Here is a 16,727-nt window from a genome sequence, read left to right on the forward strand (position 1 = left end):
CGGGCGACCTGGTCGCTGACTGCATCGTGCCAGGGCCGCCCCGTCAGCGGCAAGGCCCTGTCGGGGCGGGTCAGAGCCGCCCGGCGGCTTTGAGGGCGAGGTAGCGGTCGGCGATGCGCGGCGGCAGGTCGTCCGGCGAGGCCGCGAGCGACTCGGCGCCGGCGCGGGAGACGGCGCGCGCGACGCGCTCGGCGGTCCGCAGGGCCGCCTCGGCAGCCGCCGCGCGGTACAGCTCGTCGCTGGATCCGCCGCCGCGAGCGATCCGCTCGAGGTCCGCGTCGGTCGCGGTGCCGACCAGGACGGCGCCGGCCCGACGGGACGCCGCGGTGTGGGCCAGCGCCCCGAGGAAGCCGCGCGCGGCCTCGGGCGATTCCTGCGCCGTCAGCAGCACCAGCAGCGAGGGATGCGGCGCGAGCGCGCGCGCCTGCGCGAACGCGGCGTCCCAGTCCGTGTCGATCAGCTGTGCGTCCACGGGGGCGAGCGCGTCGGCGATCGCGGGCATCAGGGCACTCCCGTCGACGCCCGTCACGCGGGCGCGCAGGGCGCGGTCGAACGCGACGAGATGCACGTGGTCGCCGGCGCGGGAGGCGAGCGCCGCCAGCAGCATGGCGGCCTCGAACGCCGCGTCGAGGCGGGTGCCGTCGCCGACGCGCGTCGCGGCGGTGCGGCCCGTGTCGATCAGGATCACGACGTGGCGGTCGCGCTCCGGCCGCCACGTGCGCAGCATCGTCGTGCCCGCCCGCGCCGTCGCGCGCCAGTCGATCGAGCGGACGTCGTCGCCGCGCACGTACTCGCGCAGCGAGTCGAACTCGGTGCCCTGTCCCCGCACCTGCACGCTCGTGCTGCCGTCGAGCTCGCGCAGGCGCGCGATCCGCGACGGCAGGTGGCGCCGCGCGCGGAACGGCGGCAGCACCCGGACCGCGGCGGGCGCTTCGAGCACCCGCTGACGCCCGGCCAGGCCCAGGGGTCCCGCCGCGCGCGCGGCGACGAACTCGGTGCGCAGCTCGCCCCGGCGGCGCGGCAGCAGCGCGATCCTCGCGGTGCGCGACTCGCGCGGGGGGATGGAGAGCCGCACCCGCGCGGGCTGTGCCCCGGCGGTCGGCTGCCACGCGTCGCGGATCGTGGCACGGATGCGCCGCGCGCCGCGGTTGACGACGCGGAGCCGGAGCTCGGCCGGCTCGCCCAGGCGCGCTCGCGCGGGGAGCGCGCGGTCGATCGCGAGCGCGCGGGGGTCGGGGGCGAGCAGCGCGTCCATCGCCACGGCGGCGGCGCAGAACGCCAGCCAGGCCGCCAGCACGATCCACGGGTCTGCGCCGAGCGCCGTCAGCGGCACGAGCGGCAGGAGGCCGGCGGCGACGAGCCAGGGGAGCAGGGCGGTGACGTACACGGGGATCCGGATCAGAGGGGCACGGGCGTCTGCTGCACCACGGCGCCCAGCAGCGCGTCCACCGAGACGCCCTCGATCTCGGCGTCGGGGCGCAGCCGGATGCGGTGGCGCCACACGGGGACCAGCATCGCCTGCACGTGGTCGGGGGTGATGGCGGGGTACCCGCCGAGCCACGCCCACGCCTTGGCCGCGGCGAGCAGTGCCGTGGCGGCGCGGGGACTCGCGCCGAGCTGAACCGAGGGGCTCTGCCGCGTCGCCCGGGCCAGGTCCACGACATAGCCCAGCACGTCGTCCGTGACCGTCACCGCGGCGACCGAGCGCTGCGCGGCACGGATCTCCTCGGGGCTGATGGCTGCCTCGACTCCCTCGAGGCCGCGCGGCGAGAACCCGTCGGCGTGGCGGCGCAGCACCGCGACCTCGGCCTCGCGGGGCGGCACGTCGATCAGGAGCTTGAGCAGGAAGCGGTCGAGCTGGGCCTCGGGCAGCGTGTACGTGCCCTCGTGCTCGACCGGGTTCTGCGTGGCGCACACGAGGAACGGATCGGGCAGCGGCCGCGTCACGCCGTCCGCCGAGACCTGGCGCTCCTCCATCGCCTCGAGCAGGGCCGACTGCGTCTTGGGGGGCGTGCGGTTGATCTCGTCGGCGAGCACGACGTTGGCGAACACCGGGCCCTCCCGGAACTCGAACTCGCCCGAGCGGGCGTCGTACACGAGCGAGCCGGACACGTCACCCGGCATGAGGTCGGGCGTGAACTGGATGCGCTTCGTCTCGAGGCCCAGGGCGCGGCTGAAGGCGCGCACGAGGAGCGTCTTGGCGACACCCGGCACGCCCTCCAGCAGCACGTGGCCGCGGGCCAGTAGCGCGATCAGGAGGCCGCTCACGGCGCCCTCCTGGCCGACGACGGCCTTGGCGACCTCGCCGCGCACGCGGTGGACGGCCTGGCGCAGGGCGTCGGCGTTCTCGTCGGTCATGCGGGGTTCCTCTCGACGGGGCGTGGGCACGCGGGTGGGTGGAAGGGGCGGAGGAGAAGGGGGCGGGCACTCACGAGGGGGACCGCCGGGGATCGAGCGCACCGGTGGCCGCGTCCGTGGCTTCCTCCAGCCGCCGCAGACGCTCGCCGAAGGCGGCGAGCTCGCGGTCGGTCGCGGGCCAGCCCCCTGCCGACTCGGGCAGCAGGATCTCGCGCGCGGCGGTTGGGGCCGCTCCCACGCGCGCGGCCGCCGCGTCGGCCACCTCTGCGGGAGCCGCGTGCGGCGCCAGGCCGAGGCGCCGCGCGAGCCGGGCGGCGGCGCCGTCCCGCAGCACGCGCGCGGCGTGGGCCGCGTCGGCGGAGCGGGCGTACAGTCGCGCCCGGCCCTCGAGGGTCTCGCTGCCGCGGACCGTCACGGGCAGCCGCTCCGCGACGAGGGGGCCCAGTCGCCGACCCTGTACTGCCGCTGCGGCGCCGGCGGCGGCCATTAGCAGCACGATCGCGGGGGTCAGCCACGGCGGCACCAGGTCACCCAGCGTGGGCGGTGCGGTGGACACGTCGGCGTCCTCGATCGAGGGGACGTACCACACGACCCGCGCGTGGGTGCCGATCAGGCCGAGGCCGAGGGCGGCGTTGCCGGCCTCGGCGAGGTGCGCGTTGCCGAACAGCACCGATCCGTCGATCAGCGTCACGGTCCCGCCCGATCCGGACGGGGCCTGCAGCAGGGCGTAGCCGTCGTCCACCGGGTAGCAGCCGGTCGCGCCGGGGGCAGCCGTGAAGGCCCGCCCGGGCGCCACGCTTCCGGCGCGCTCGGCCGCGGGGAGCGTGCACTCCGGCGCGACGGGTCCGTCGCCGTATCCGGCCGGCTCCGAACCGGGGATCAACAGGTCCGCCGTGGCGGACTGCGGTGCCAGCACGACCGTGTCGCCCGCCCGTTCCACGAGGTCGAGGACGGTCTCGTCCGACAGATACCGCGTGTCGGCGAGCACGAGCGTCGTGTCGCCGTCGAGCACGGCCGCCGCCTCCTCGCGCCGCACCGCCGGGACGACGTCGACGCCCCGATCGCGCAGGATGTTCACGATCGCGCGGGCGCCGTCCGCGCCCGGTCCCTCCGGATCGAAGGGAGGGCGCGCCGTCCAGTCGCGCGCCACGAACAGCGTCATGAGCGCGCCGAGCAGCAGCAGCGCGATCCCGAGCAGGATCCAGCCGAGCGCCGAGCGTCGTCGCCCGTCCGCCTCCGGGGAGCGGTCGCGCTCATCGTCGCGAGGGGCGTCCTCCGGGGCGCGGGCGGTGCGGTGGGGCTCCGGGGTGGGAGCCACGGGAGCGACGGGCCGGCTCACGCGGGGACCACCTCCGGCGCGTGCGCGGGCACGCTGCGGGCGATCGCCTCGTCCACCGCGACGACGGCCGAGTAGACCTCCGCGGTTCCTCGGCGACGGAGATAGCGCACGTCGTCGAAGGAGCGCGCCGCGGCCTGCAGCTCGTGCGCGCGATCGGGGAACGGCCGGCCCGCGCGCGCCGCGAGGCCCTGCGCCGTGGTGCCGGGGGGCGCCTCGAGGATGCCGCGTTCCTCGAGCGACCGCGCGAGCGCGCGGAACCGTGCCACGATCGCTCCGTCCCAGTCTCCCGAGCGGGCGCTCTCCTCGGCCGCCGCGCGCAGCTGCGCCGCCGACCGGCTCTCGGCCTCGCCGAACAGCAGGGCCGACGACTCCGTGCGGTGTGCGAGGCGCGGGCGGCCCCAGATCAGGAACGCGGTCACGAGCAGGCCCGCGACGAGCAGGACCGCGGCGACCGCCAGGACGGGGCTCCACTCGATGTCGCCGCGGGGCGAGAGCAGGTCGCCGATGAACTCGGCGATCGCGCGGGCGGCCCGGTCCAGGGGCGTCGGCTGGGCGGCGTCGTAGACGGGGTCGGCGAGCTCGCGCTCCGCCCACTCGCGCGCCTCGTCGCCGTCCGGCAGGAGGGGGATGGCCGCGCGGATCACGACCCGCCCGCGTCCGGTGGAGCGTCGCCACCATCGGGCCGCTGCTGTCCTGTCGGATGCTGTCCTGTCGGCTGCCATGCTGCCGGCTGCCCGGGCGACGGGGGCGACGGCGGTGCGTGCCGGGCAGGCTCCGCGTGGGGCGGCGCGTACGGCAGCGGGGGCGGGGCGTACGGCGGCTGCCCGGGAGCGGCGGGCTGCGGCGGGGCCCCGTAGCCGGGAGGGGCCGCCGGCGGCACGAACGGCGGGTGCCCCTGCGGCCCCGGGCTGCCGTAGGAGGGCGCGCCGGGAGCGCTGTGGGCCGCTCCGGGCGCAGGTCCGTACGCGGGCGGGCCGTACGCGGGCGGCCCGTAGGGAGGCGCGCCGTAGGCGGGCGCATAAGTCTGCTCCGGGCGCGGCGGCGCGACGTCGGAGGGGTCGTACGACCAGGGATCCGCGGGGCTCTCGCCGAGCTCGCGCCGCTCGACGTATCGCTGGAGACGCACGTCGAGGCCCTCGCGGCGCATGCGCGCATCGATGTAGACCAGCACGGCCGACGTCGCCTGCACGACCACGCCGATCGCCTGCACGAGCAGCGTGAGGACCTGCGTCAGGAGCGCCAGCAGAGCCGCGACGATCCACTCGCCCGCGTCGCCGGCGTCGCCGCTGCCGAACGGCATGACGATGCCCACGAAGAGCTGCGTCGCCCACGACAGGGGCGTGCTGATGACGAACGCCGCCACGCTCATGATCATGTTGATCAGCACCAGCACGCCGAACGTCGACCAGAAGCGACCGCGCGTGAGGGTCCAGGAGCGCACGATGCCGCCGCGCAGCGTCGCGTGCTCGAGGACGATGGCGGAGGGCACGACGTAGAGCTTGGTCGCGAGCCACAGGCCGAGCACGATGGCTCCCGGGATCGTGAGCAGCAGCGAGAGGGTGGGCACCCAGGTCTGCCCGCCGCTGGCGACGGCCACGACGATCGGGGCGACGAGGATGGCGAGGACGACCGTCGTCGCCAGCAGCGTGAGCAGGAAGTAGCCCACCAGGCGCCAGAAGACGGGACGCACGCGCGCCCAGATCAGGCGCAGGCTCGCCCGCTCGCCGACCGTCGCGTGGGCGACCTCGCCGACGACCACTCCCTGCACGATCACGCCGATGGCTCCGAGGCACAGGGCGGCGACGAGCGCCGCCGCACCCGTGGCGAACGTCGACCCGGCGAGGATCTCGTCGAACTCCCGCGTGCGGGGCGGAACCGTGTCCAGGCGGGAGAACGTCAGGAAGGCGACCAGTCCGACCAGCAGGAGCGTGGCGATCGAGCCGATGACCTGCACGACCATCGCGAAGCCCAGCAGCACCTTGGGGTTGCCGCGCAGCGCGGCGAAGGAGCGCCCGAGGATGGTCCCGAATCCGTAGGGATACAGCGGCACGAGGCCGGCGCGCGGCGCCGGCGTCCACGACGTCGAACTGGTCACGTCATCCCCCTTGCGGAAAGTCGGCCGTCCGGCGATGCCCGTGGGCTCGCTGCCCGGAGCGGCCTCGCGGCGGGAGCCGTGCCCCCTTCGTGACATCCACGTTACAGAACCGGGGAGGTCGATTAGGCTGGTCGGACGCGTGGAGCGCACCGCGCCGTGCGCCTCGGATCCCGAACGAAGGACCTCCGTACCCCATGACAGCCCGCATCCTCGTGGTCGACGACGACACGGCACTGGCCGAGATGATCGGCATCGTGCTGCGCACCGAGGGGTTCGACACGCTGTTCTGCGCCGACGGTGAGCTCGCCGTCGACGCCTGGCGCCAGGAGCGTCCGGACCTGGTGCTGCTCGACCTCATGTTGCCCGGCAAGGACGGCATCGAGATCTGCACGGACATCCGTGCCGAATCGGGCGTGCCGATCATCATGCTGACCGCGCGCTCCGACACCACCGACGTGGTCAACGGTCTCGAGGCCGGCGCGGACGACTACATCGTCAAGCCGTTCAACCCGAAGGAGCTCGTGGCGCGCATCCGGACGCGGCTGCGTCCCGCCGCCGAGTCCTCCAACGGGGTGCTCCGGATCGGCGACCTCACGGTCGACGTCGCGGCGCACGAGGTGCGCCGCGGTCAGGACCCGATCGCGCTCACGCCGCTGGAGTTCGAGCTGCTCGTCGCGCTCGCCTCCCGGCCGCAGCAGGTCTTCTCCCGCGAGGAGCTGCTGGAGCAGGTCTGGGGCTACCACTACAAGGCGGACACGCGGCTGGTGAACGTGCACGTGCAGCGCCTGCGCGCCAAGATCGAGCTCGACCCCGACAACCCCAAGATCGTCACGACGGTGCGCGGCGTCGGCTATCGCGCAGGCGCCGCGTCCGGTGCCGCCGCGTCCTAGGGACATGCCGCCCGCAGCGAGTCCGCCGCTGTTCGCCTGGAGCGCTCCCCGCACGTGGCCGGACGCGCTGCGGCGGCTGTGGAGCGGCTCCCTCCAGTTCCGCACGATCGTCATCACCACGGCCCTCACGGCCATGACGATCACCGTCGCGTGTCTCTGGATGGCGCTCGCCATCCAGAACGACCTGTTCGACTCGCGCCGCGAGGACGTGCTCGCGGACGCATCGCGCGCCATGGCGTATGCGACCGACACCCTCGAGTCCGCCGAGCCGCCCACGAGCCGAGCCGCGGTGCAGCAGCTCATGAGCTCGGTGCGCGAGGACATCGGGCGGCTCGCGACCACGGAGCTGATCGCGGGTCTGCGCATCGACGACGCGCCGTCCCCCCTCGCCCCGCCGAGCTTCGGCGTCCTCGGGCTGCCCACCGAGGTGCTCTCCGACGGTCTGCGCGAGCGCGTGCGCTCGACGCCGGACTCGCAGTGGTGGCAGTCCATCGCGCTGCAGGACGGCCAGGGGGCCCAGGTCGCGGGCATCGTGGTGGGACAGCAGCTCCAGGTCCAGAATGTCGGCTCCTACGAGATCTACCTGGCGTACGACCTCGCCGACGAGACCGAGACGCTGCGGTTCGTGCAGCGCACCCTGTGGGCTTCCGGGATCGCGATGGTGCTGATCGTCGTGACGATCCTGCTGCTCGTGATGCGATCGCTCACCAGCCCCATCATCGAGGCCGCCGGCACGAGCGCGCGGCTCGCGTCGGGCGACCTGAAGGTGCGCATCCCCGTGCGCGGCGAGGACGAGCTGGCCACGCTGGGCCGATCGTTCAACGCCATGGCCGACAGCATCGAGTCGCAGATCCACGAGCTGGCCGAGCTGTCGCTCGTGCAGCAGCGCTTCGTGTCCGATGTGTCGCATGAGCTGCGGACGCCGCTGACGACGATCCGCCTCGCCGCCGACATCCTGCACGACCGCCGCGACCAGTTCGACGCCGCGACCGCCCGCGCCGCGGAGCTGCTGCACGCGCAGGTGGCGCGGTTCGAGGAACTGCTCACCGACCTGCTCGAGATCAGCCGCTATGACGCCGGCTCCGTGCAGCTGGAGCTGGAGGCGACCAACCTGGCTCACCTCGCCGAGGACGTCATGGAGTCGATGCGCCAGCTCGCCGAGCAGCACGGCAGCGAGTTGCGCCTGCTCGCGCCCGGCGGCTACTCGCCCGTCGACCTCGATCCGCGTCGCGTCCGCCGGGTGCTGCGCAACCTCCTGGGCAACGCGATCGAGCACGGCGAGGGGCGCCCGATCGTCCTGACCGTCGACAGCAACCAGCACGCCGTGGCGGTGGGCGTGCGGGACTACGGGATGGGCATGTCGGCCGCGGAGGCCGAGCGCGTGTTCGACCGGTTCTGGCGCGCCGACCCCTCTCGTCGCCGGACCATCGGCGGGACGGGCCTCGGGCTGTCGATCGCGCTGGGGGACGCCAAGCTGCACGGCGGCACGCTCTCGGTCTGGTCCCAGGTCGGCCGCGGCACGCACTTCGTTCTCACGCTGCCGCGCCACGCCGGCGGGCTCGACGGCCCGTCGCCCATCCGGCTCGAGCCATCCGACGAGACCGTCCCGGTCGCGCTCGGGGCGACCCAGCCGATCTCGACGATCGATGTAGCCGCGCTCCAGGGATCCGCGGGAGCATCGTCCGAGGGGACCGAGGGAGGGGACGCGCGATGAACCGACGATCTGCGGCCGCCGCGGCGCTGCTGGCGCTGCTGCTGACGCTCGCCGCGTGCACGGGTTTTCCCACGTCCGGGTATGTCACGCCCGTGCAGCCGCGCGACGACGCCGACTCCGAGCCCAACTGGCAGTTCTACCCGGACGGCCCCGCCGGGGACGAGACGCCCGAGCAGATCGTCGCGGGCTTCGTCGAGGCGGCCACGTCTCCCATCCGCGGATGGGAGACGGCCCGCCAGTTCCTCACGAGTTCGCTGGCGGAGACGTGGCGCCCCGAGTCGTCCGTCATCGTGGACCTGGCGGACGAGCGCCGCTTCGTCGAGAGCGACGACGCGATCGAGCTCACCGTCACCCCCACGGCGACCGTGGACCAGCACGGCTCCTACTCCACCTCGACGAGCGGGGACGTCACCCTGCGGTTCGAGCTGGTTCAGCAGGAGGACGAACAGTGGCGCATCTCCGAGGCACCGGACGGCATCGTGCTCGACCGGCAGAGCTTCTCGGAGGTGTACAGCGCCCATACGCTCGCCTATTTCGACCCGACGTGGACCTACCTGGTGCCCGACGTGCGATGGTTCCCCGCGAGCGGCAACAGCGCGACGAAGATCGTCGCGCAACTCGTCGAGGGCGCCCCCAGCCCGTGGCTCGCCGGATCCGTGGTGAGCGCGTTCCCCCAGGACGTCCACCTCGCGCGCGCCGCCGTGCCCGTCGACACCGATCAGATCGCGGACGTCGAGCTCGACGAGTTGGCCGCCGGGGCGGACCAGGTGTCGATCGGGCGCATGCTCGCCCAGCTGGAGGCCAGCCTCGCGGGTGCGGGGGTGCAGAGCGTACGGCTGCGGATCGACGGCGACTCGGTCGCCGCCGTGCCCGTCGCGACGGTCGCGACTCGTCCCGAGCCGCGCGCGCTCGTGCTGCAGGACGGTGCGTTCGGCTTCCTCTCGGGCGGAGAGATCACCCCGCTGGAGGGGTTGAGCGACACGATCGAGGACATCCCCACGGCCATCCGGGCGGCGTCCGTGGCGCCCGGCCAGCAGGTCGCCGCGCTCCTGCTGGCGACGGGGGTCGTGCACCGCGTGACGTCCGACGGGCGCAACGACCACGTGCAGGACTCGCGCCCGGGGCAGCTTCCTCCGGTGCTCGATCCGTTCGGGCACGTGTGGACGGCGTCGTCGCAGGAGCCGGGGCGCCTCCTGGCGTGGAATGCTGACCTCGAACCCACCGTCATCGAGGGCGCGTGGCCGGATGCGAGCCGCCTGTCGGCGATCGCGATGTCGCGTGACGGCTCCCGGCTGGCGGCACTGGTCGCCATCGGGGGCGAGTACTGGGCCGTGGTCGCGGGGGTGAGCCGCGACCAGACCGGGGCGCCGACGGGGATCGGCGAGGCGACGCGCGTGGCGCTGCTCGACAATCCGGGTATCGCGGTGGCGTGGCTGGAGGACACCAGGATCGGCATCGTCTCCGGGGACGAGCGCGCGGTGTCGGTCATCCAGCAGCAGGTCGGCGGTCAGTCCGAGCGCTCGGTGGCGCCGAGCGGCACGATCCGGATCGAGTCGGGCACTCAGGACTCGTCGGCGCGGCTGCTCACGGCCGACGGGCTGCTGTACATGCGGCGCGGGTCGTCCTGGCAGCAGGTGGCGGGCGGCGTCTCCGTGCTCGCGACGCAGGCGGGCAGCCCGCAGGCCTCGCGCGAGATGCCCTGAGGGAGGGCCGCACGCCTCGTCCCCAGCGGTCCGGGCGTCGGTGCTCTTCGTGCGGATCCGCGCGGCCCCCGCACCGGCGGCGCCGGGCGCGATGCTGACGGCATGGGGACGACTCGGCTCGCGGACGTGGCCGGCGCAACGCGCCGGGCCCTGGAGGGCGCGCTCGCGCTCGCGCTGCCCGTGGCGTGCGCGGGCTGCGGCGCGTCCGGCGTCGACCTGTGCGCGCCGTGCGCGGCGCGCCTGCGACCCGACCCGCGCTGCCGCGCGATCCCCGGCGGACTGGCGGTCTGGAGCGGGCTGGTGTTCGACGGCGAGGCGGCCCGCGCCGTGCGCGCCCTCAAGGAGCGGGGCCGCACCGACGTGGCGCTCATGCTCGCGCCGGCCCTGCGCGCCGCGGTGAGCGCCGCCCTGGCCGGCCGCCGCGCGCCCGTGGTGGCGGTGCCGGTGCCCACGTCCCGCGCCGCGCTGCGGCGGCGGGGGTATCGCGTTCCCGAGCTCGTCGCGCGACGCGCGGGCGCGCGCACGACGCGCCTGCTGGTCGCGGCTCGACCGACGCGGGACCAGCGCGGCCTCGGCCGCGCGGAACGCGAGCGCAACGCCGCGGGCAGCATGCGCGTGCGCGGCCGGGCCGCGGGCCTGGAGGTGCTGCTCGTCGACGACGTGGTCACGACCGGCGCGACGCTCGCGGAGGCGGCGCGCTTTGCGGGCGGCGGGAGCGACCGTCGTGGGCGCCGCGGTCGTCGCCGCGACGCCCCGGCGCGCGCCGTGAGGCGCGTCCGAGGGACGGCCGGTGGGCGGATGGCGGATGCGACGCGCCCAAGGGGTCGTGACAGATCGAGTCGACCGGTCTACGGTAGGGGGTCACACAAGCCCCCGGGGCTGCTCCGCTCATCGCGACGCGAGGGGCGGGCGCCGGCCCCGCGGACCCGGAAGAGGTCCGCCTTGGTCGGCGGACCGGACAGGGAGGCAAGATGGACACGCACATCAGCGGAGTCGGCGTCGGGGTCACCGACCGTTTCCGATCGGTGGTCGAGGAGAAGACCGCCCGGATCGCGACCCTCGCGCCGCGTGCGATGCGGCTCGAGGTGAAGGTCACGCATCAGGCCCACCGCAACGGCCGCGTGGAGGACGACGTCGTCGAGCTCACCATCATCGGCAAGGGCCCCGTCATCCGGGCGGAGGCGTGCGCGGGCGACAAGTTCGCCGCCCTGGACGTCGCGCTCGACAAGCTGGTCGAGCAGCTGCGTCGGGCCAAGGACAAGCGCGTCACGGGGCGACTGCACCCCCGGGGCGCCCACTACGAGAAGGGCTCGGGCGCCCTGCAGGGCATCGACGTCCAGCCCGCCCCGGCGGACGTCATCGAGGCGGTCGTGACGGGCGAGGTCCCGGTCGTCTCCGAGCGGGAGGAGGAAGACGACTACACGCCCGTCGTCATCCGCACGAAGACGTTCGACCCGGAGTGGATGACGGTCGAGGAAGCCGTCGACCGCATGGAGCTGGTCGGCCACGACTTCTTCCTGTTCATCGACGCCCGCACCGACCACCCGAGTGTGGTCTACCGGCGCCGCGGCTGGGACTACGGCGTCATCTCGCTCACCGCGCAGGCGCCCCCGCAGGCCGAGGCCCTGGCGTCCTGAGCTGACTCCACCCGAACCGAACCGAGGATGTCCCACTTCCTGCCGGAATGAAGCCGGTATCCGGCAGGAAGTGGGACATCGACCGACACGAAGTGGGACGCGGCTCGGGGGAGGGCCCCCGGGCGGTGCGTCAGTCGAAGATGTCGCCCAGCAGGCCGCCGAGCAGCACGCCGCCGACGACCGGGCCGAGGAGTCCGCCGCCTCCGCCGCGGCCGCCCATCGGCATCGGGCCGCGGCGTCCACCCCAGCCGCCCCAGTCGCCCCAGTCGTCGCCGTCGGGGCGCCCGGAGTCGATGTCGCGCTGCGCCGACTGCAGCGCCTCGTTCGCGAGCTGGGCCACGCGGCGAGCGAGCGTCATCGCCTCCTCGCGCGTGTCCTCGGGCGCCACGAGAGGATCGATGTCGATCCGCAGGCGCTGCGCCTCCGCCAGCCGCGTGCGCGCATCCGCGCCGATCCAGCCGCGGTGGCCCGAGATGACGCTGGCTGCCACCGAGAGCGCGCGGTCGGCGGCGTCGACCGCGTGCTGCACGTGCTCGATCGAGGGCAGCGGCCGGGCCGCCCGCTCGCGCGCCTTCTCCACGGCCGCGTCGAGGGCCGCGTTCGCCTCGCGCAGGGAGGCGAGATCCGCGAACGGATCGCTCGGCGTTCCGGGTCCGGGCAGGGCGGCGAGCGCGGCCTCCAGCTGAGCGACCGCGGCGGTCACCTCGGCGCTGTGCGGCGCGCCGCTCTGCGTCAGTGGGCGGGCCGCGACGATGTCCTCCCGCGAGTCGGCGATCACGTCCGCGAGCGTCGACTGCGCCCGCAGGGCCTCGATCTCGAAGTCCTCGACGCCGTCGAGGATCGTCGCGGCGCGGCGGACGGCCTCGGTCGCCGTCTCGAGCGCCACGTTCGCCTCCTCCGGGCGCCGGGCCTCACGGCGGCGGGCCGACACGTCGGCGCTGTGGATCGCGAAGTCCAGCAGCTGAGCGGCCTCCTCGGGGTTGGCCGACACGCGGTGCATGGCCTCGGTGCTGTAGCGATGCGAGAGCCGCTCCACCGTGGCGCGCGCCTGCGGCAGGCGCTCCCGCAGCCGCTCGACGTCGGCGCGCACGCGCTCGAGGATCTGCGGCGCCTGGCGCACGGTCGCGATCCGCTCGCGCAGCGCCTCCGTGCGCTCGTCCAGCACGTCCTCCGCCCACTCGCACAGCTGCACGATCCGCGCGTTGCGGGTGCGCAGCTCCTCGGCGGTGTCGGGGATCTCGTCGTGGTTGAGCTGGTGGAGATGGAACGCCTCCGCCAGGTGTGTGCGCACGGCCACGAGCCCCTCGCGCAGGTCCTTCGTCGCGGTCTCGCCCAGCTCCGCGACGGCGAAGTCGAGCTCGTCGGACGTCGTGCGTATGCGCTCGTCGGCGGCGACGAGCGCGGCGCGTGCGCGCCGGGCGAGATCGTCGTCCTGCGCCTGTTGCGCCGCTTCCTGCTCGCGCTTGCGTCGACCCCAGAATCCGGCCATGATCCGATCCTACGTTTCGCGAGCCCGCGTGCCGCCCGCACGGCGTGGCGTGAGCGCTCGAGCCGGCCCGGGGAGCGTGCTCAGGCGACGGCGGTGGCCGGACGTCCCCGGCGGGGACGCTCGGTCGACAGCTCGAGGGCGATCGCGCGGTGCGGATGGGCCGCGAGGCGCCGTTCCACGTGGTCGAGCCAGCGCAGCTCGGCCTCGGCGGCGAACACCATGGCGTCCAGCACGAGCGAGCGCGTGAGCTGTTCGGCGTCGAGCGGTGTCTCGCGCCGGTCCGAGGCCTCCCGCAGCTCCCGCAGCCGTGCGGCGGACGCGGCGCGCTGGGAACCGATGACGGCGGCGACGTCGACGCCCGGCAGCGTGGCCGCGAGCGCGAGCTTGATCGCGAGCTCGTCTCGCGTGCCGGCGGGGCGCGTTACGGGCGCGGAGAGCCACGCGCGGGCCTCGGCGCGGCCCGCGTCCGTGATGAACCAGAACACGTGGCCGCGGTCGTCGGCGTCGCCCCGCGAGACGAGCCCGTCGCGCTCGAGACGCTCGAGCGTGTTGTAGATCTGCCCGACGTTGAGCGGCCAGGTCCCGCCGGTGCGGCGATCGAACTCGGCGCGCAGCTGGTATCCGTAGCACGGCCCCTGATCCAGGATCGCCAGCAGGCTCTGCCGCACCGACATGCGCCCTCCTTCCGGGGGCGCGTGCCCCGCGTCTGCGTATCGGAGCCGCGCTCGCGGACCCGTGGCCCGGCGCGGACCGCTCGGTGTCTCGGGATCGTCCGAGTGTGTGCCGGGCTGTGAGCCCGACATGTGTGCCGAGTACATGCATACCCGGAAATGCGCTCTCAGCCGCGCGCGCCGAGCGGCGTGTCCGCGGCGTCCTGCGAGTTCCGTGACCATTCACCCGCGTGTCACTCGCGTGTCAGAACCAGATGGGTAACATTTCGCGCATGTCCGACCTGCCCGAGATTCGGATCGCCGAGTACGCCCGCCCGAGCCACCTGCTCGTTCACCTGAGCGACACGCACCTCCGCGCGGAAGGCGGTGTCTTCGGCGTCGACGCGGTGGGGAACGTGAACCGCGTGCTCGCCCAGCTCGAGGCGTCCGGCGGCCGGCCCGACGCGCTCATCTTCACGGGAGACCTCGCCGACCTCGGCGAAGAGGAGGCGTACGCCCAGCTCCGCGCCGCGGTCGAGCCGGCGGCCGCCCGCCTCGGCGCCCGCGTCATCTGGGTCATGGGGAACCACGACGATCGGGACGTGTTCCGTCGCGAGCTGCTGGACGGTGCCGGCGACGCCCCCGTGGACGCGGTCCACGACCTCGACGGGCTCCGGGTCGTCGTGCTCGACACGTCGGTGCCCGGGGAGCACCACGGCGAGATCAGCGACGCGCAGCTCGACTGGCTCGCGCTCGAGCTCGCGGTCCCGGCCCCCCACGGCACGATCCTCGCGATGCACCACCCGCCCGTGCCGTGCGTGCTGGATCTTGCGACCCTCGTCGAGTTGCGTGACCAGCGTCGCCTCGCCGACGTGCTGCGCGGCAGCGACGTGCGCTCGATCCTGGCCGGCCACGTCCACTTCTCCACGTCGGCAACGTTCGCGGGCATCCCCGTGTCGGTCGCCTCGGCGACGTGCTACACGCAGGATCTCGCGGTCGCGGACGGAGGCATGCGGCCGCGCGACGCGGGTCAGGCGTACAACCTCGTCCACGTCTACGAGGAGACGGTCGTGCACTCCGTGGTGCCCTTCACGGACGCCGCCCCCGCGGAGGTCACGACGGCCGCCGAGACGCAGCGCCGCCTCGCCGACGCCGGGGTCGTGATCCCCGAGTCGGCCGCCCGGGCGAGCGCCGACCGTATCGCGCCCCCGACGTCGTCCATCCCCGTCGTGCGCTGAGGCCCCCGGGCGGATCGCCTGCCGGCCGCGCCGCTGGCGGCGGCGTCGGTTCAGGCGGCGTCGTCCGCGGCGGTGCGCTCCCACGGCGCCGGCACCGGGAAGTACGCCTCGAGCATCTCGCGCACGGCGCGCTCGCGGACCTCTTCCGGCACCTCCGGCACGCTGCCGTCGTTGAGGCAGAACATGTCGGCATCGCGCCGCGCGAGCAGCCGCTGCATGCGGTGCAGCGACTCCTGCAGCGTCGTCTGGATGTAGGCGGTGCGCGGCGCGGTGGTGGGCAGCGCCCGGCCCGTCATCAGCGCGTAGTAGTGATAGAGCGAGTTGGTGACGGAGATGTCGGTCGCGCTGCGGAACCGGGATGCGGCCGTGCGCGCGAAATCCTCGGCGAACTCCCGCTCGAGCTCGAACATGACGCTGCGGCGGTGGGGCGTGGCGCAGTGCTGCAGGTCGCGCGTGATCACCCGGCCGAATCGCCGCTGCAGCAGCTCGCGGTTGACCCGCGCGGCGTTGTCGTGGCCGCTGCGGGTGGCGTTGGGCGAGCCCACCCCGATCCGCACGTCGCACTCGACGAACTGCGTCACGCCCGCCGCGGTGAAGAACAGCTCCGGGTTCACGGGCCGTCCGAAGAACATGTCGTCGTTGGCGTACAGGAAGTGCTCGGCGATGCCGGGGATGCGGTGCAGCTGGGCCTCGACGGCGTGCGAGTTGTGCGTGGGCAGGACCGAGGGGTCGGCGAAGAACTCCTCGCTGCGCACGATCCGCACGCGCGGGTGCTCGCGCAGCCACCACGGCGCGGGGCTGTCGGTCGCGATCCAGATCGTGCGGATCCAGGGCGCGAACATGTGCACGCTGCGCAGGGCGTAGCGCAGCTCGTCGACCTGCCGGTAGCGCGCCGCGTGCGCGTCCCCGTCGCCCACGACGTACGCGTTCATGCGCTTGGCGCGCTCGCGCTGGAACTCGTTGGAGGAGCCGTCCACCCACGAGAAGACGATGTCGACCTCCTGCGTGAACTCGTTCGCCCCGGGCGCGAACATGCCCGCGATCGTCTTCCAGGTCCGGCCATGACGCCGCACCGTCTCGAACGCGAGGTCGTCGACCGCGATCGTGCGCCGCGTCAGCGCGTTGCGTCGGGGGGCGCGCAGCACGCCGCCCTCCCGGCGCCAGAATTCGACGCGCACGCCGTGCTCGGCACCGTAGCGGAGCGATCCGGAGGGGACCGTGCGGGGGCGGAAGACCGTCGCGGCGCCGCTGCCGCCGAAGGCGCGAGCGGCCCCGGCGACGACGGGCCGCACGGTGCCCTCCTCCCGCCGGGCGGCCGCCCAGGGGTCCCGCTGCGCGGCGGCGTCCAGCGCCGCGAGCGCGACCTCCCGCTGAGAGGCGGGGAGGGCGAGGGCGGGTCGCCCGCTCGACCGGCGCAGCAGCCACGGCTCGAGTCCCGCGTCCTCGAACAGCTCCGCGAGGGCGAGGAGGTCGGACGTCTGGGCCTGTTCCGGCGTGACCTCCGCCACGACGTGCGGCAGGCCTCCGATCGACCTCGTGCCGCCGGCGGCGGACCCGGGCTCGGGCTGGAGGGGACGGATCGCGGAGGAAGGGCCCAGTCGGGTCATCGATCAC

General features: G+C 74.4%; 13 protein-coding genes. 5 read left to right on the forward strand and 8 right to left on the reverse strand.

The features are described from left to right. Positions 1-70: 70 nt before the first annotated feature. The 5 genes from IEX37_RS03890 to IEX37_RS03910 all read right to left on the reverse strand — a co-directional run bounded on the left by IEX37_RS03890 (position 71) and on the right by IEX37_RS03910 (position 5,792). Positions 71-1,387, reverse strand: coding sequence for a DUF58 domain-containing protein (locus IEX37_RS03890; RefSeq protein ID WP_188754932.1), 1,317 nt, complete (start codon positions 1,385-1,387; stop codon positions 71-73). 11 nt (positions 1,388-1,398) lie between these two features. Then, entirely contained in the window at positions 1,399-2,358 is a 960-nt protein-coding gene (locus tag IEX37_RS03895; RefSeq protein ID WP_188754933.1) for an AAA family ATPase, read from the reverse strand. A 70-nt stretch (positions 2,359-2,428) separates the two neighbouring features. Next, complete coding sequence (locus IEX37_RS03900; protein ID WP_229663049.1) at positions 2,429-3,697, reverse strand: DUF4350 domain-containing protein; 1,269 nt, start codon at positions 3,695-3,697, stop codon at positions 2,429-2,431. Then, entirely contained in the window at positions 3,694-4,341 is a 648-nt protein-coding gene (locus tag IEX37_RS03905; protein ID WP_188754934.1) for a DUF4129 domain-containing protein, read from the reverse strand. Before IEX37_RS03905 ends, IEX37_RS03900 begins: the two co-directional genes overlap by 4 nt. Then, positions 4,338-5,792 (reverse strand): DUF7847 domain-containing protein, encoded by a 1,455-nt coding sequence (locus IEX37_RS03910; protein WP_188754935.1) that lies wholly within the window; start codon positions 5,790-5,792, stop codon positions 4,338-4,340. Before IEX37_RS03910 ends, IEX37_RS03905 begins: the two co-directional genes overlap by 4 nt. Positions 5,793-5,986: 194 nt before the next feature. On the opposite strand from IEX37_RS03910, the gene mtrA reads away from it, so the two are divergent. The 4 genes from mtrA to hpf all read left to right on the forward strand — a co-directional run bounded on the left by mtrA (position 5,987) and on the right by hpf (position 11,736). Beyond that, entirely contained in the window at positions 5,987-6,682 is a 696-nt protein-coding gene (gene mtrA, locus IEX37_RS03915; protein ID WP_188754936.1) for an MtrAB system response regulator MtrA, read from the forward strand. Between the two features lie 4 nt (positions 6,683-6,686). Next, entirely contained in the window at positions 6,687-8,396 is a 1,710-nt protein-coding gene (mtrB, locus tag IEX37_RS03920) for an MtrAB system histidine kinase MtrB (protein WP_188754937.1), read from the forward strand. Next, positions 8,393-10,099, forward strand: a complete 1,707-nt coding sequence (locus IEX37_RS03925; RefSeq protein WP_188754938.1) for an LpqB family beta-propeller domain-containing protein — start codon at positions 8,393-8,395, stop codon at positions 10,097-10,099. Before mtrB ends, IEX37_RS03925 begins: the two co-directional genes overlap by 4 nt. 971 nt (positions 10,100-11,070) lie before the next feature. After that, complete coding sequence (gene hpf / locus IEX37_RS03930; protein ID WP_188754939.1) at positions 11,071-11,736, forward strand: ribosome hibernation-promoting factor, HPF/YfiA family; 666 nt, start codon at positions 11,071-11,073, stop codon at positions 11,734-11,736. Between the two features lie 130 nt (positions 11,737-11,866). Here hpf and IEX37_RS03935 read toward each other — a convergent pair whose 3' ends face one another. Together IEX37_RS03935 and IEX37_RS03940 are read right to left on the reverse strand one after the other, a co-directional pair. After that, positions 11,867-13,225, reverse strand: a complete 1,359-nt coding sequence (locus IEX37_RS03935; RefSeq protein WP_188754940.1) for a hypothetical protein — start codon at positions 13,223-13,225, stop codon at positions 11,867-11,869. Positions 13,226-13,305: 80 nt separating this feature from the next. After that, positions 13,306-13,899, reverse strand: a complete 594-nt coding sequence (locus IEX37_RS03940) for a PadR family transcriptional regulator (RefSeq protein ID WP_188754941.1) — start codon at positions 13,897-13,899, stop codon at positions 13,306-13,308. A gap of 269 nt (positions 13,900-14,168) precedes the next feature. Between IEX37_RS03940 and IEX37_RS03945 the strand changes: the two genes are divergently transcribed. Continuing rightward, on the forward strand, positions 14,169-15,113 hold the full coding sequence (locus IEX37_RS03945; RefSeq protein WP_308421661.1) for a phosphodiesterase: 945 nt from the start codon (positions 14,169-14,171) through the stop codon (positions 15,111-15,113). Between the two features lie 50 nt (positions 15,114-15,163). Here the strand turns inward: IEX37_RS03945 and IEX37_RS03950 are convergent, their stop codons facing one another. Beyond that, the gene (locus IEX37_RS03950) at positions 15,164-16,720 is read right to left on the reverse strand and encodes a stealth family protein (protein ID WP_188754942.1); all 1,557 of its coding nucleotides are present in this window, start codon (positions 16,718-16,720) and stop codon (positions 15,164-15,166) included. Between the last annotated feature and the right edge of the window lie 7 nt (positions 16,721-16,727).

Origin of the sequence: Microbacterium album, from assembly GCF_014643695.1 — a bacterium.
Classification (GTDB): domain Bacteria; phylum Actinomycetota; class Actinomycetes; order Actinomycetales; family Microbacteriaceae; genus Microbacterium; species Microbacterium album.

Coding starts and splice junctions, on each gene's coding strand:
- IEX37_RS03925 (WP_188754938.1), top strand. CDS start 8,393: ATGAACCGACGATCTGCGGCCGCCGCGGCGCTGCTGGCGCTGCTGCTG.
- IEX37_RS03950 (WP_188754942.1), bottom strand. CDS start 16,720: ATGACCCGACTGGGCCCTTCCTCCGCGATCCGTCCCCTCCAGCCCGAG.
- IEX37_RS03940 (WP_188754941.1), bottom strand. CDS start 13,899: ATGTCGGTGCGGCAGAGCCTGCTGGCGATCCTGGATCAGGGGCCGTGC.
- IEX37_RS03895 (WP_188754933.1), bottom strand. CDS start 2,358: ATGACCGACGAGAACGCCGACGCCCTGCGCCAGGCCGTCCACCGCGTG.
- hpf (WP_188754939.1), top strand. CDS start 11,071: ATGGACACGCACATCAGCGGAGTCGGCGTCGGGGTCACCGACCGTTTC.
- IEX37_RS03945 (WP_308421661.1), top strand. CDS start 14,169: ATGTCCGACCTGCCCGAGATTCGGATCGCCGAGTACGCCCGCCCGAGC.
- mtrA (WP_188754936.1), top strand. CDS start 5,987: ATGACAGCCCGCATCCTCGTGGTCGACGACGACACGGCACTGGCCGAG.
- IEX37_RS03935 (WP_188754940.1), bottom strand. CDS start 13,225: ATGGCCGGATTCTGGGGTCGACGCAAGCGCGAGCAGGAAGCGGCGCAA.
- mtrB (WP_188754937.1), top strand. CDS start 6,687: ATGCCGCCCGCAGCGAGTCCGCCGCTGTTCGCCTGGAGCGCTCCCCGC.